The 14,113-nt window shown below is 69.3% G+C and carries 15 protein-coding genes; 11 read left to right on the plus strand and 4 right to left on the minus strand.

The window, feature by feature from the left end; genetic code table 11:
* The first annotated feature begins 14 nt into the window (after positions 1 to 14).
* The gene (locus BLR21_RS26565) at positions 15 to 509 is read left to right on the plus strand and encodes a hypothetical protein (protein WP_090009553.1); all 495 of its coding nucleotides are present in this window, start codon (positions 15 to 17) and stop codon (positions 507 to 509) included.
* Positions 510 to 540: 31 nt separating this feature from the next.
* Here BLR21_RS26565 and BLR21_RS26570 read toward each other — a convergent pair whose 3' ends face one another.
* Together BLR21_RS26570 and BLR21_RS26575 are read right to left on the minus strand one after the other, a co-directional pair.
* Positions 541 to 1,443 carry a DUF4097 family beta strand repeat-containing protein gene (locus BLR21_RS26570; protein ID WP_090009961.1) on the minus strand — a complete coding sequence of 301 codons (903 nt, stop codon included), beginning with the start codon at positions 1,441 to 1,443 and terminating at the stop codon, positions 541 to 543.
* 5 nt (positions 1,444 to 1,448) lie between these two features.
* On the minus strand, positions 1,449 to 1,961 hold the full coding sequence (locus BLR21_RS26575) for a toxin-antitoxin system HicB family antitoxin (protein ID WP_090009555.1): 513 nt from the start codon (positions 1,959 to 1,961) through the stop codon (positions 1,449 to 1,451).
* A gap of 68 nt (positions 1,962 to 2,029) precedes the next feature.
* Here BLR21_RS26575 and thyX point away from each other — a divergent pair, with 68 nt between their 5' ends.
* The 8 genes from thyX (at position 2,030) to atpB (ending at position 9,183) form a co-directional block, all read left to right on the plus strand.
* Positions 2,030 to 2,734, plus strand: a complete 705-nt coding sequence (gene thyX, locus BLR21_RS26580) for an FAD-dependent thymidylate synthase (RefSeq protein WP_090009558.1) — start codon at positions 2,030 to 2,032, stop codon at positions 2,732 to 2,734.
* A 5-nt stretch (positions 2,735 to 2,739) separates the two neighbouring features.
* The gene (locus tag BLR21_RS26585) at positions 2,740 to 3,141 is read left to right on the plus strand and encodes an ACT domain-containing protein (protein ID WP_090009561.1); all 402 of its coding nucleotides are present in this window, start codon (positions 2,740 to 2,742) and stop codon (positions 3,139 to 3,141) included.
* A gap of 70 nt (positions 3,142 to 3,211) precedes the next feature.
* Positions 3,212 to 4,657, plus strand: a complete 1,446-nt coding sequence (locus BLR21_RS26590) for a serine/threonine-protein kinase (protein ID WP_256334949.1) — start codon at positions 3,212 to 3,214, stop codon at positions 4,655 to 4,657.
* Between the two features lie 2 nt (positions 4,658 to 4,659).
* Complete coding sequence (locus tag BLR21_RS26595; protein ID WP_090009564.1) at positions 4,660 to 5,073, plus strand: hypothetical protein; 414 nt, start codon at positions 4,660 to 4,662, stop codon at positions 5,071 to 5,073.
* 25 nt (positions 5,074 to 5,098) lie between these two features.
* On the plus strand, positions 5,099 to 5,710 hold the full coding sequence (locus BLR21_RS26600) for a TIGR03085 family metal-binding protein (RefSeq protein ID WP_176929794.1): 612 nt from the start codon (positions 5,099 to 5,101) through the stop codon (positions 5,708 to 5,710).
* A 19-nt stretch (positions 5,711 to 5,729) separates the two neighbouring features.
* Positions 5,730 to 6,626 (plus strand): 4-hydroxy-tetrahydrodipicolinate synthase, encoded by an 897-nt coding sequence (dapA, locus tag BLR21_RS26605; protein ID WP_090009567.1) that lies wholly within the window; start codon positions 5,730 to 5,732, stop codon positions 6,624 to 6,626.
* Entirely contained in the window at positions 6,623 to 8,302 is a 1,680-nt protein-coding gene (locus tag BLR21_RS26610) for a ribonuclease J (protein WP_090009570.1), read from the plus strand. The genes dapA and BLR21_RS26610 overlap by 4 nt, the downstream gene beginning before the upstream one ends.
* Positions 8,303 to 8,379: 77 nt before the next feature.
* Positions 8,380 to 9,183, plus strand: coding sequence for a F0F1 ATP synthase subunit A (gene atpB, locus BLR21_RS26615; RefSeq protein ID WP_090009572.1), 804 nt, complete (start codon positions 8,380 to 8,382; stop codon positions 9,181 to 9,183).
* On the opposite strand, the gene BLR21_RS26620 is transcribed toward atpB, so the two are convergent.
* Positions 9,180 to 9,794 (minus strand): class I SAM-dependent methyltransferase, encoded by a 615-nt coding sequence (locus BLR21_RS26620; RefSeq protein WP_176929795.1) that lies wholly within the window; start codon positions 9,792 to 9,794, stop codon positions 9,180 to 9,182. The two genes, atpB and BLR21_RS26620, sit on opposite strands and share 4 nt — an antisense overlap.
* Positions 9,795 to 9,899: 105 nt before the next feature.
* Between BLR21_RS26620 and BLR21_RS26625 the strand changes: the two genes are divergently transcribed.
* Positions 9,900 to 12,704, plus strand: coding sequence for an AfsR/SARP family transcriptional regulator (locus BLR21_RS26625; RefSeq protein ID WP_090009579.1), 2,805 nt, complete (start codon positions 9,900 to 9,902; stop codon positions 12,702 to 12,704).
* 48 nt (positions 12,705 to 12,752) lie between these two features.
* Positions 12,753 to 13,433 (plus strand): hypothetical protein, encoded by a 681-nt coding sequence (locus tag BLR21_RS26630; RefSeq protein WP_176929796.1) that lies wholly within the window; start codon positions 12,753 to 12,755, stop codon positions 13,431 to 13,433.
* Here the strand turns inward: BLR21_RS26630 and BLR21_RS26635 are convergent.
* A complete protein-coding gene (locus BLR21_RS26635; RefSeq protein ID WP_256334951.1) occupies positions 13,330 to 14,103 on the minus strand; it encodes a lysophospholipid acyltransferase family protein in 774 nt (257 codons plus the stop codon). The genes BLR21_RS26630 and BLR21_RS26635 overlap by 104 nt on opposite strands.
* Positions 14,104 to 14,113 lie beyond the last annotated feature (10 nt).

Below are 14,113 nucleotides of genomic sequence, written 5' to 3' on the forward strand. Positions count from 1 at the left end.
CACGGAGGTGAACGGTGCCGCCTGACGAGTGGATCGACCTGCTGGGAGCGCCCGAACGGCGTCCTGACCCGGTTGACTGGGACGCGGTCAAAGGCCGGGCCGGCACCGCGCTGCCCAGCGACTTCGTGCACCTGGCCGAGGCCTATCCGCCGCTCATCGTCGGCGGTTACGTCCGCATCCTGCACCCGACGGCACGGGCCGGTTTCATGAACTGGATGTCGACGGCGCCCAAGATGCTGCGGGCGCTGCGGCGCCAGCCGGGCCTGCGGGTGCACCCGGACTCTCCCGGCCTGCTGCCCTGGGGCATGACGGTGAACGGCGACCACTGCCTCTGGTACACCAGGGGTGAGCCGGACGAGTGGACCGTGATGATCACGGACCTGCGGCAGAAGTGGTCCTACGACGGCAACTTCTCGAGTTTCATCAGGAAGTTCCTGACCGGCGAGCTGCGCTGCCCGCTCTTTCCGGACGACGTCCCCGGCGGCTCCAAACCGTTCCAGGAGCCGTGAGGACGCCGTCCGGCCTTACCCGACCCCCCGGTCAGTTCGAAGCGGCGGTCACCAGTGCGTTGCCGCTGCCCGTGCGGCCCGTGACCGACAGGGTGGCGTCACCCAGCGGCTCGGACGAGACGTCGAAGTCGCTGCGCGCATTGCCCGACGTGGACACCAGGTCGACCCGCGCGAGCGTGCCCTGCCGGATGCCGACGCGGATGTGGCCAGAGCCGGTGCCGAGATGGATCTCGCCGGAAGCCGCGTCGGCCACGGTCAGATCGCCGCTGCCGGTGCGGACCTGGACGTTGCCCTGCACGGCGCCCAGCCACACGTCGCCGGTCCCGGTGATCAGCGTGCTGGTGCCGCCGATCGACGACACCTCGACGTCACCGCTGCCCGTCTTGGCCTTCAGCGACGAGAGCATCGTGCCCAGGCGCACGGTGCCGGCGCCCGAGTTCACCTTGGCATCGCCGGTCGCGCGGTCCGCGGACACACTGCCCGTGCCGGTGTTCAGGTCGAGACGACCCGCACCGCCCGTGACGACGACGTCGGCCGCGCCGGTCCGTGACGACACGTGCGACCCCACGGGAGCCGTCACCACCACGGACAGCGGCACAGCACGCAACGGCAGCGCCTTCGACGACTCGATGCGCAAACGGTTGCCCAGCAGTTCGACGCGTGCGTCGCGCACGGCGTCCTCCGGACTTGACGGAGGGGTCGTCTTGTCCGGGCCGAACTGGCCGCTGACCCAGCTCAGCACGCTGGACAGGCCCTCGGTCCACGAGTTGCCCGCGTTCGGGTCGTGCCGCACCTCGACGTGCACGCCGGGGCTGTCGACCAGCTGCACCTGCACGCGGCCGCTGAGCAGTGAGATGTCGATCTCGGCGATGCCCGCGAACTCGAAGCTCTGCTGACGCACCACGCCGGTCGGTTCGGAAGTCGGTTCGCTCATGCCGCTCACCCCTGCACCCATCCGCGGACGCGCGAGCCCGAGCCGGCGTTTCCGCTCCACCCCTTGTGCTGATGCTTGTGCTTGCCGTGCACCGCGCCACCCACGGCCTGCTGGATGAACGAGTTCAGCGACACGCCCTGAGCCGCCGCGGCGGCCTCGGCCTTCGACTTGAGCTCGTTGATCATGCGCAGCGTGATGCGGCTGATGTCACCCGTGGCGTCACCTGCGCCGAAGTTCGGCATCTCGTGCCGCGGAGCGGGTTCCGGCTCCGGTTCCGCCGATCCCGTGACGACCACCTGGACGTCACGACCGGACAGGCGAACGTCCACGACCTGGCCGTCCAGGGAGGCGGTGACCTCCGCGGCCAGGTCGGACAGTGCGTTCATGATTGCCAGTCGCGCGGCTGGCTCGAGCGCTGCGGACAGTGCGGCGGCCGTTCGACGGGTGTTGTCGTCCCCCGCGGATGCGGCCGTCGCCAGGTCCTCGCGCAGTGACGCGATGTACGGCGACAGATCCATGACACCACTATGACGTCACTTTCGACATCGTGCAACCACCGACTGATGTCAGGGCTAATGTCGGCTCCATGCCGAGAGTGCGTTTGGTGGCCAGGACCGAGTTCATCGCGCCGGACGACGTGCCGTGGACGACCGACGCGGACGGCGGCGCGGCGCTCGTCGAGTTCGCCGGCCGGGCCTGCTACCAGTCGTGGGACCGCTCGAACCCCATGACGAACACCAACGCGACGTTCCTGCACCACCTGCTCGACGTCGGGCACCTCGCCGCGTTCGAGCACGGCAGCGCCTCGCTCTACCTGACCGAGCTACCGCGTTCGCTCACCCACGAGCTGATCCGGCACCGGCACTTCTCGTACTCGCAGCTCTCCCAGCGCACCGACCCGACCGACGTCGTGGAACCGGACCTGATCGCGCAGGACCCCGAGCTGCACGCGCGCTTCGTCGCCGCGACCGAGGCGAGCCTCAAGGCGTACGAGGACCTCGTGCACAGCCTGGAGAAGACCGTGAACGGCCGGCGCGCGCGGCAGATCGCACGGTCCGTGCTGCCCAACGCCACCGGCACCGAGATCGTCGTGACGGGCAACTACCGCTCGTGGCGCCACTTCATCGCTATGCGCGCGACCGAGCACATCAACGTCGAACTGCGCGAGCTCGCCATCGCGTGCCTGCGCGAACTGACGAAAGCAGCGCCCAACGCGTTCGCGGACTTCGTCATCTCGACACTCCCGGACGGCACGGAAGTTGCCTCCAGCCCACTCGTGGTTGAAGGCTGACGCCCATGAAGCGGCTCATCGTGGACGTCCGGCCCGGCGAATACGCGGTCACGCGCCTGGCGCCCGACGCTGCGGTCCCCAGCGGGCTGCTCGACCTCACCGACGTCCTGGTCTCCGTGACCAGGACCCCGGCCGAGGTGTCGATCATCGCGCCCGCGTCGTTCGTCATGGACGGTGACGCGGCGGAGAGGGGCTGGCGGCTGCTGACCGTGCGCGGGCCCCTGGAGTTCACGCTGACCGGCATCATGGCTGCTCTGGCGGGTGAACTGGCGGCAGCGGGCGTCTCGTTGTTCGCATTGTCCACTTACGACACGGACCATCTGCTCGTGAAGCAGACCGACCTCGGTCGTGCGGTGCTCGCCTTGCGTGCCGCAGGTCACGAACTGGTTGTAGCGCCGGAAGCCTAGGAACCGATCCTGCAGTCGGCGGGTCTCAAGTACCGTCAACGCCCCCGGTTCCAAGGTCGTAGGAGCGCACGTGCACGGACAGGCAGTCGAACCGCGCGTCATCGCGGGCAGGTACGCCCTGGTGGCCGAGCTCGGCCGCGGTGGCATGGGCATCGTCTGGCGTGCCCAGGACCGCCACATCGGACGCTTCGTCGCCATCAAGGAACTGCACCTGCCGGACGGCATCGCGCACGAGGAACGCCGTGTGCTCGAAGAGCGCGCTCTGCGTGAGGCGCGCACCGCAGGCAAGCTCAACGATCCCGCCGTCGTGACGGTGTTCGACGCGATCAACGAGAACGGCACGACGTACATCGTCATGGAGCTGGTCGAGGCGGCCACGCTGTCGACGTTGATCAGCGCGCACGGGCCGATGCCGCCGAACCAGGTCGTGTCGATCGCGCTGCAGTCGCTGTCGGCGCTGGAGGCCGCGCACCAGGCCGGGATCGTGCACCGCGACGTCAAGCCCGGCAACCTGATGATCCGACCGGACGGCAAGGTCAAGCTCACCGACTTCGGCATCGCCCAGGCCGTCGACGACCCGCGCCTGACGACGAGCGGCAGCCTCATCGGGTCGCCCGCGTACATGTCGCCGGAACGCATCCACGGTCACGAGGCCGGTCCCGCGTCCGACCTGTGGGCGCTGGGCGCGACCCTCTGCTACGCCGTCGAGGGCTGGAGCCCGTTCGAGCGTTCCTCCACGGCCTCGACACTGCACGCGATCATGAGCGAGACCCCGCGCCTGACCCGTGCCACGGGCGTGCTCGGTGCCGTCATCACCGGTCTGCTGATCGCCGACCCGAACGCCCGGCTGTCCGGCCCGCAGGCCCGCGCGATGCTCGCCAGCATCGGCAACCAGCCGACACCGCCCACCGGGATCGCGCCGGCGCAGACCCAGCAGTACCAGCAGGCCGCTGCCGCCGCGGACCCCGCGAAGAAGAAGCGCAACCGCATCATCGCGCTGGTCGGCGCCGTGGTCATCGCCGCGGCGGCGTTCACCGGCGGTATTTTCGCGCACAGGTCGTTCACGACGCCCGGAGCCGGCAGCGGCAGCCAGGCGCTCACCTATGGCGAGGGTGCCGAGATCCCGGTGTTCGGTCTCTACGAGAACACCTGCGGCATCGGCGAGGTCGCACCCGCCAAGCTGCTCAACTCGGACACCCGCGAGGAGTGCGACAAGCCGCACGACTTCGAGGTGTTCGACGTGATCGACACGTTGCCGATCACGTCGAACCTCCCCGACGCCGCGTATCCGGGCCTCGACTCGCTGAAGAGCCTCGGCGTCTCGCGCTGCGAGATGACGCTGAACTCGGGGTGGGTGAAGGACGGTGCGAAGCTCAAGCTCACGACCCTCGTCCCGAGCGAGAGTGCGTGGGCCAAGGACAAGGGCGGCAACGCGGAGCGCAAGGTCTGGTGCCTCGCCAGCGCCAAGGACGGCAGCAAACTCGACGGCACCATCAGCGCGAAGAAGGACAACTGAACGTGAAGAGAAGGATCGTTCCCGCCCTCCTGGCCCTCGGCTGCGTCGCCGCCCTGACGGCCTGCGGCAACAACGAGGACAAGTTCGTCTCCGAGCTCAAGGCCGCCGGGTTCAGCAACCCCGGCGAGCCCAGCACGGAGAAGGAGAAGAAGTCCAAGAAGATCGGCAAGCGCACGGTCAAGTCCTCGGAGAAGACCATCGAGGTCGTGGTGCGGGTGAAGGGCTGCGACCTGGAGTTCGCCAAGATCTCGGGACAGTCCGGCTACTGGCTCGACGAGCTGCACGTCAACGGGCAGGAACCGGAGTGGCCCGGCTACCCGGAGAACCTGAACCGCGACCAGGTGGTCAAGCTCCTCGCCGACAACTCGGCCAAGCCGGACGGCTTCAAGGGTTGCTACAAGCCCAACGAGGCCTGAGATCCGGTTGTGGTGCAATGGGGGTGTGAGCCTCGCCCGTGACGAGCGCAAAGCGCTGGTCGACCTGATGACCGAGCTCGGCCCCGGCGCGCCCACGTTGTGCGGTACCTGGCGGACCTTGGACCTGGCCGCGCACCTCGCGATCCGCGAGCGCCGCATCGACACCGCGCCCGGCATCCTGCTGCCGATGTTCGCGAAGTGGACGGAGAAGGTCCAGGAGGACTACACGCACAAGGCGTGGAGCGAACTCCTGGACCTCGTGCGCGTGCCGCCGTTCTGGATCAAGCCGGTCGACGAGCTCATGAACACCGGCGAGTACTTCGTGCACCACGAGGACGTGCGGCGCGCACAGGCCGGCTGGGAGCCACGGCCGTACGACGCGCGGCGCGAGGCGACGCTGTGGAAGCTGCTGCCGCTCACCGCGCGCATGACGTACAAGTCGTCGCCTGTCGGCGTGGCGCTGGTGCGCCCTGACGGTGAGCACGTCGTCGCCAGGCAGGGCGCGAACGGGGTGGTGATCACCGGCGAGGTGGCCGAGCTCGTGATGCTGGCGTTCGGCCGCGACGAGGCCCGAGTGGAATACAGCGGCGACGCCGACGCGGTGCAACGAGTGCGGTCGTTGAACCGAAGTGTGTGACCTCGGGTAGTTTCTGCGCATGCCAGGAAGCCCCTACGCAGGGACGGACCGCCCGTTCGGCCGCGTACTCACCGCCATGGTCACGCCTTTCGACTCGCGCGGCGAGATCGATCTCCCCAAGGCGCAGGAACTGGCGAAACACCTGGTGGACCTGGGCAACGACGGCCTGGTCGTGAACGGCACGACCGGCGAGAGCCCGACGACGACGGACCGGGAGAAGGCCGCGCTGATCACGGCCGTCGTCGAAGCCGTGGGCGACCGCGCGAGCGTGGTCTCCGGCGCGGGCACGTATGACACCGCGCACAGCATCCACCTGACGCAGCAGGCTGCCAAGGCCGGTGCGCACGGGGTGCTGGTCGTGACGCCGTACTACTCACGGCCGCCGCAGGAAGGTCTGCTGGCGCACTTCACCGCCATCGCCGACGCCTCCGAGCTGCCGGTGATGCTCTACGACATCCCGCCGCGCGCGGTCGTGCCGATCGAGGTCGACACGCTCCTGCGCCTGGCGGAACACCCGCGGATCCTGGCCGTGAAGGACGCCAAGGGCGACCTGCACGCGGGCAGCAGGGTGATCGCGAGCACCGACCTCGCCTACTACTCGGGTGACGACCCGCTGAACCTGCCGTGGCTGTCCGTGGGCGCCGTCGGGTTCGTGAGCGTCATCGGCCACCTCGCCGCGGATCGCCTCCGCGACATGGCCGACGCCTACGAGTCCGGTGACGTGGTGCGCGCGAAGGAGATCCACGAGTCGCTGCTGCCGCTGCTGCGACCTTTCCGCCGGGTTCCCGGCGTGACGTACACGAAGGCGGCGCTGCGCCTGCGCGGACTGGACGTGGGGGAACCCCGTCTGCCGCTGGTGCCTGCCGCCGCCGAGGACATCGAGGCCATCGCGGCCGAACTGGGAGTTAACGCGTGACCCACTCGACCGAACTGCCGCCCGCACTGCCGGAAGGCGGCCTCCGCGTCGTCGCTCTCGGCGGAATTGGCGAGATCGGCCGCAACATGACCGTCTTCGAGCACGCCGGCCGGCTGCTCGTCGTCGACTGCGGCGTTCTGTTCCCCGAAGACGACCAGCCGGGCGTCGACCTGATCCTGCCCGACTTCCGGGCCATCGAGGACCGGCTCGACGACATCGACGCCATCGTCCTGACGCACGGCCACGAGGACCACATCGGCGCGGTCCCGTTCATGCTGAAGCTGCGCCCCGACGTGCAGGTCGTCGGCTCCCGCTTCACGCTGGCGCTGCTCGCCGCCAAGTGCCGAGAGCACCGCCAGACCCCGCGCCTGGTGGAGGTGAAGGAGGGGGAGCGGCGCTCGTACGGGCCGTTCGAGCTCGAGTTCTTCGCCGTCAACCACTCCATCCCGGACGCGCTGGCCGTGGCCATCCGCACCTCCGCGGGGCTCGTCCTGCACACCGGTGACATCAAGCTCGACCAGCTGCCCCTGGACGGCCGGCTGACCGACCTGGCGGGCTTCTCCCGGCTGGGCGACGAGGGCGTCGACCTCTTCCTGGTCGACTCGACCAACGCCGAGGTGCCCGGTTTCGTGGTGCCCGAGCGCGAGATCGGCCCCGTGCTGGAGAACGTCATCCGCAAGGCGGACCAGCGGGTCATCGTGGCCTGCTTCGCCTCGCACGTGCACCGCGTCCAGCAGGTGCTCGACGTCGCCGTGCAGTACAAGCGCAAGATCGCGTTCGTCGGCCGGTCGATGGTCCGCAACATGGGCATCGCGTCCGACCTGGGCTTCCTGAACGTGCCCGACGGGCTGTTCGTCGACCTCGACGTCGCGATGCGGATGGAGGAGAACGAGGTCATCTTCGTCTCCACCGGTTCGCAGGGCGAGCCGCTGTCGGCGCTGTCCCGCATGGCCCGCGGCGACCACCGCCAGATCTCGATCCGCGAGGGCGACACGGTGATCCTCGCGTCGTCGCTCATCCCCGGCAACGAGAACGCGGTCTTCAACGTCGTCAACGGCCTCGCCAAGCTCGGCGCGACCGTCGTGCACCAGGGCAACGCCAAGGTGCACGTCTCCGGCCACTCACCGGCCGGCGAACTCCTGTTCCTCTACAACGCCGTGCGGCCGTCCAACGTGATGCCGGTGCACGGCGAGTGGAGGCACCTCCGTGCGAACGCGGCTCTCGCGGTCGCCACCGGTGTCGCCGAGGACCACGTCGTGATCGCCGAGGACGGCGTAGTCGTCGACCTGATCGACGGCAAGGCAGCCGTCTCCGGCCGCGTCGTCGTCGGCCACGTGTACGTCGACGGCCTGTCCGTGGGCGACGTGGGCGAGTCGACGCTGTCCGACCGCCTGGTGCTGGGCGAGGGCGGCTTCATCTCGATCTCCGTCGCCATCGACAGGGCGAGCGGGCGGGCCGTGACGTCGCCGACCATCTCCGGCCGCGGCTTCTCCGACGACCCGAAGGCGCTGGAGGCCGTCGTTCCGCTCGTGGAGATGGAGCTGGCGCGCACCGAGGCCGAGGGCATCACCGACACGCACCGGATCGCGCAGGCCGTGCGGCGCGTCGTGGGGCGCTGGGTGGCGGAGACCTACCGGCGCCGGCCGATGATCGTCCCCACGATCATCCCGGTCTGACCGTGACCCTGCTGTGATCTGCGTCCCCCTCGTCCGATAAGGTCTGATCCCAGACCATGGACGAGGGGGTTCGCCCAATGGCCGGTAATGACGTTTTCAGCCCACCGGGCAAAGACGACATTCTTCTCCCACCGATGTTCACCTGGCATGAGCCGCTAGGCCTGCCGTTCGACTTCTCGGTGACCAAACCGCAGGCCCTGCTGGTGCTGTCGGTGGTGATCATCCTGACGTTCTTCCTGGTCACGACCAGGAGCATGAAGCTCGTCCCGACCCGCTGGCAGTTCGCCGCCGAATCGGTCTACGACTTCGGCCGCAACACCATCGCGCGTGAGCAGATCGGCGCCAAGGAGTTCGCGCCGTACGTGCCGCTGATCGTCAGCATCTTCTGCTTCGTGCTGGTGAACAACGTCTACGGGTTGATTCCGTTCATCCAGTTCCCGACGTTCACGCACAGCGGGTTCCCGGCGGCCGTCGCGCTGTTGATCATCTTCCCGCTCTACCACTACGTGGGCATCCGCAAGTTCGGCCTCAGGGGCTACCTGCGCAACCAGTTCATCATCAAGGGCGTGCCGAAGCCGGTGCTGTGGGGTCTGCTGATCCCGACCGAGGTCATCCTCAAGTTCTTCTTCGACCCGGTGAACCTCGCGATCCGGGTGTTCGCGGCGATGTTCGCCGGGCACCTGCTGATCCTGGTGTTCACGCTCGGCAGCGAGTTCCTCCTGTTCAACGCGCCGATCTACCTCAAACCGGTGTCGTTGCTGGGCTTCGCGCTCGCCATCGCGCTGTTCTTCCTGGAAGCGCTGGTGCAGGTCCTGCAGGCGTACATCTTCGCCCTGCTGTCGGCGCACTTCATCGGCCGCGCACTGGCCGAGCAGCACTAAGGGCGCTGGCACACCAGGTGCAGCGACTCCTCGGGCATGGCGCCGGGGTAGGACGGGGTGAAGACCGGCCGGCTCCGGCGCACGACCCGCAGGCCGACCTCGGCCAGGTGCGCCTCGAAGTTCTCCTCGGAGAACGACGACACCTCGATCTCCTGGCCCATCCAGGGCAGAGTGACCTGTTCGACGTCGACGGCCACGGTGGCGAGGAAGAAGTGACCGCCGGGCCGCAGCCACGCCGAGATCTGGCCGAGGGTCCGGATGATCTCGGCCTGGGTCATCTGCAGCAGCGAGAAGACGGCGCAGATGACGTCCCACGAGCCGGGAGGTGACTCGAAGTCGCGGATGTCGATCTTGTGGAAGGTGGCGTCGGGGACCTGGGCCGACGCGATGTCGACCATGACCGGGGAGACGTCGAGGCCGGTGACCTTCATGCCCGCGCCGGCCAGGGTGCGTGCCACGGGAACGCCCGTGCCGCAGCCGATGTCCAGCACGCGCGAGCCCGACGGCTGCGTCGCGGCGAACCAGGCGAGGGTGCCGTGCAGTGCGGGCTGGTGCGACCAAGCGCGTTGGTACTCCAGCCCGAGCGTGTCGAATACCTCGGCCGCGTTCATGTTCCCGCCCCTCATTTCGACCCAATCCACCTGAGTGAAGTGTGGAGAACCTCTCTGCACGCCTTCTGGATGGCTTCTGGACGAAAACTGACGGTAGGTTGCTAGGTGAACGCGGACAGCGACGAAGTGAGAACACGGGTGCAGAACGAGTTGCGCGTCAGCTTGCTGGGCGCGCTCGCGGCCACGGTGGACGGCGAGGAGCTCACGCTCGGTCCGCCGCGGCAGAGGGCTGTGCTCGCCGTGCTCGCGTTGCGCGCCAACCACGTTGTGTCGCGCAGTGAACTCATCGACGCCGTGTGGGGCGATGATCCGCCCGCCAGCGCCGACAACGGCATCCACACCTACGTCGCCGGGCTGCGCCGGCTGTTCGAGCCGGACAGGGCGTCGCGGGCGCCGAGTGCCGTGCTGCTCTCCACGGACGCTGGATACTTGCTGAGGCTCCCATCCGGCAGTTCCGACGCCGCCGTGTTCCGCTCCCATCTGGACGAGGCCGGGCGGCTGCGGGACAAGCCGGCCGAGGCCGTCGCCGCCTTCGACGCCGCGCTGGGGCTGTGGCGGGGCGTCGCTCTGGACGGCGTGCCGGGTCCGTTCGCGGCGGTCGAGCGCGCGCGCCTGGCCGAGTTGCGGCTCACGGCCGTGGAGCAGCGTGCGGCGCTGCTGTTGACGGTCGGGCGTGAGACCGAGGTGGCGGCGGAGCTGACGACGCTGGTCACCGCGCACCCGTTGCGCGAGAGGCTGCACGGTCTGCTGATGTCCGCGCTGTACCGCAGCGGCAGGCAGGCGGAGGCGCTGGCCGTCTACACGGACCTGCGGCGGCTGCTGGTCGAGGAGCTCGGCATCGAACCCGGTCCCGAACTGCGCCGGTTACACGAACAGCTGCTCGTCGGCCGGCCCGACCCGCAGCCGGAACCGGTGGCGCCCGCGCTGGTGCCCGTCCAGTTGCCGCACGAGATCCGCGACTTCACCGGCCGCGGGAAGGAACTGGCGAAGCTCGCCGAGGTCGTCCCGCACGACCACTCGCCGGTGCTCGTCGCGATCACCGGCACCGGCGGCGTCGGCAAGACGGCGCTGGCCGTGCGGTTCGCGCACCAGGTGGCCTCGCGGTTCCCGGACGGTCAGCTGCACGTCGACCTGCGCGGGTTCGACTCGTCGGCGCCGCCCGTGCAGCCCGGCGCGGCGTTGCACCAGCTGCTGCAGAGCCTCGGCGTGCCGGCCGAACGCATCCCGGAGGACGTGCCCGCGAAGTCCGCGCTGTACCGCAGTGTCCTCGCGGGCAAACGGGTTCTGGTGCTGCTCGACAACGCGCGGCTGGCCGAGCAGGTCCGTCCGCTGCTGCCGGGCCGGTCGACGTCGATGGTGCTCGTGACGTCCCGCAACCACCTCGGCGGGCTCGTCGCCCGCGACGGCGCGCACTCGATGACGTTGTCGACCCTCACGCGCGACGAGGGCCTGGCGCTGCTGACGGCCGCGGTGGGTTCGGACCGGGTCGCCGCCGAACCCGCTGCCGCCGCGAAGCTCGTCGAACTGTGCGGGCACCTGCCGCTGGCGGTGCGGATCGCGGCCGAACGCGTGGTGACGCGGCCGCACCTGATGCTGGCCGACCTCGCGAGCGATCTCGCCGACGAGCACGACCGGTTGAACGTGCTGGCCACCGGCGACGACGAGGACACGGCCGTGCGTGCCGCCTTCTCGTGGTCGTACCTGGCCCTGAAACCCGACGCGGCCAGGGCGTTCCGGCTGATCGGCCTGCATCCCGGCGCCGAGATCAGCCTGAACGCCGTGGCGGCGCTCGCGGGCGTGCCGGTGTCGCGGGCGCGGACGTTGCTGGACGTGCTGGCGGGCGGGCACATGGTGGAGGAGGTCGCGCGCGGCCGGTTCCGGATGCACGACCTGCTTCGCCTGTACGCCACCGAACTCAGCACCACCGAGGAGTCGTCGGACGGCCGTGACGAGGCCGTGGCCCGGCTGCTGGGCTGGTACTTCGACACCGCGAACGCCGCCGGCACCCTCATCGCGCCGCCGGACCACCCGGCGTTCCTGCTGCCGCCACTGTCCACTCAGGACTTCACCTCGCACGACGACGCCTTCACCTGGTGCCGCACGGAGTCCTCGAACCTGCTGGCGGTGACGAGACTCGCCGACGAGCAGCATTCGCCGACGGCGTGGCAGATCCCGTTGGCGCTGTGGAACTACTTCATCGTGTCGAGCGCGCTGGACGAGTGGACGCGCACGTACCGCGTCGCCGAACGCGCCGCGGCCCGTGACGGCAACCAGGCGGCCCGTGCGTGGGCGGTGCACGGCCAGGGGTTGTCGGCGTTCCGCGGGCAGCGTTTCGCGGACGCGCTGGAACTCTTCGACCGCGCGCTCGCCATCCGGCACCAGATCGGTGACGCCGTCGGTGCCGCGTGGAGCCTCACGGGCCTGGGCATGGCGTACGGCGGCCTGCGCCAGTTCGACCTCGCCGTCGACAGGTTCGGCGAGGCGCTGAGGAGGCACGCCGAGGTCGGCTCGTGGTTCGGCGAGGGCGGCACGAGGCTGTTCCTGAGCGACATCCTGCGGTCCGCGGGCCAGTTCGAGGCGTCGCTGGCGTCGGCGCGGACGGCGTTCGAGCTGATGGACTCGCACGACGCCGTGCACGGCAAGGCGATGGCGCTGGTCAGCATCGGCTGGGCGCAGTCGAAGCTGGGCAGCAGGGTCGAGGCGCGTGACTCGTTCCGGCACGCGATCGAGTTCCTGCGGGTGCTCGGTGACCGCAAGAGTCTCGCGGAGGCGTTGCACGGCCTGGGGGAGACGAGCGCGGGGCAGCCCGACGTGGCGCGGACGCACCTGCTGGAAGCGCTGACGATCTACGAGGACTACGACCACCCGCTCACGCCGGAGATCCACGCGAGGCTGCACGAGCTCGCCTAGGGGAGATCCCTGATGTGCGCGGCTTGATACGTAGGCAAGCTACATGTCATGCAGAAGCGCGCTCGGACCCTGTTGGTGTGGCTGCACGTCGTCACGTCCGTGGGCTGGCTCAGCCAGGCCGTGGCGTTGCTCGCCCTCGTGCTCTACGGCATGAAGACGGGCGACCTAACTGCGTTCAAGATGGCGCGCTACCTCGACCACGAGGTGCTCGCGATCATGGCCAACACCAGTGCCTTCAGCGGGTTCATGCTCAGCGCCACGACGCCGTGGGGCTATTTCCGGCACTGGTGGGTGCTCGCGAAGTTCGTGATCACGGTCAGCCAGCTCTACGTCGGCATCTTCATCCTGAGCGGCAACCTCCAGGAGGCCGTGAACGGGCACGTGACCGCGTGGATGCCCGTCGGCACGTCGCTCATGATCGGCGCGATCGCGTTCCAGGCGTGGCTCAGCGTCGCGAAACCGTGGCGCCGCACGCCTTGGGCGGACCCGAAGGTCAAGCTGCCCACGGCGAGCACGGCCACGTTCGTCGTGGCGCTGGTCATCCCGGTGATCGACTTCGCGATCAGCCTGTGGCGGGGCAACCCGATGCCGTTGCTCATGCTGATCACGGTGATCGGCTACTCGGTCAGGCGGGCCGCCAGGGCGAGGCGCCGGTCGTCGGCCGCGTCGGGTCGTGGAAGCGCGGCAGATCCGGCTCGTCGAGACGCAACGGCGCCAAGCCCTCGGTGATCGCGATCATGATCCGCTCGTGGGCGCGCCGGGCGTCGCCCATCGTCTCGGCCTTCAGGCCGGACAGCTCGACCGGCTTGCCGAAGTGGACCTTGAGCGTCGGCCGCCTGCGCACGGCGCGCAGCCACGACGTCAGGTACGGCAGGAAGTCCTTCCAGCCGCCGACGCTCAGGTTGCCCCAGTACACGGCCTCGTGCGCGCCCCACTGGCTGATGGGGATCACCGGAATACCGCCGCCCAAAGCCATCCGGGCGACACCGGTCTTGCCGCGCTCCGGCCACAGGCCGGCGTCGAGGCTGATCTTGCCCTCCGGGTAGACGGCGATCGGGTCGCCGCCCTTCTGCAACGCCTCGACGGCGCGGTGCATCGCCTCGCCCGCGTTCGCCGACCGCCGGTCGACACGCAGGTGGCCGCAGGCCTTCAGGGCCGGACCCATGATCGGCGCGTCGAGCAGACCGCCCGCGAGCATGAAGCGCGGGTTGACGCCCATCTTGCGGCAGGCCGCGATGAGCACCATCGGGTCGAGGTTGCCGATGTGGTTGGAGGCGAGCAGCAACGGCTTGCCGAGCAGCTCCGGCGGGATGTCGCCCGATACCTCGAGCTTGCCAGTCAGCGCGATCAGGCCCCGGTCGACCACCATGAGCACGCGCCAGAAAAGCGGTGTGGACACGCGGGGCAGC

It is taken from the genome of Lentzea albidocapillata subsp. violacea (assembly GCF_900100275.1).
Lineage (GTDB): Bacteria > Actinomycetota > Actinomycetes > Mycobacteriales > Pseudonocardiaceae > Lentzea > Lentzea violacea.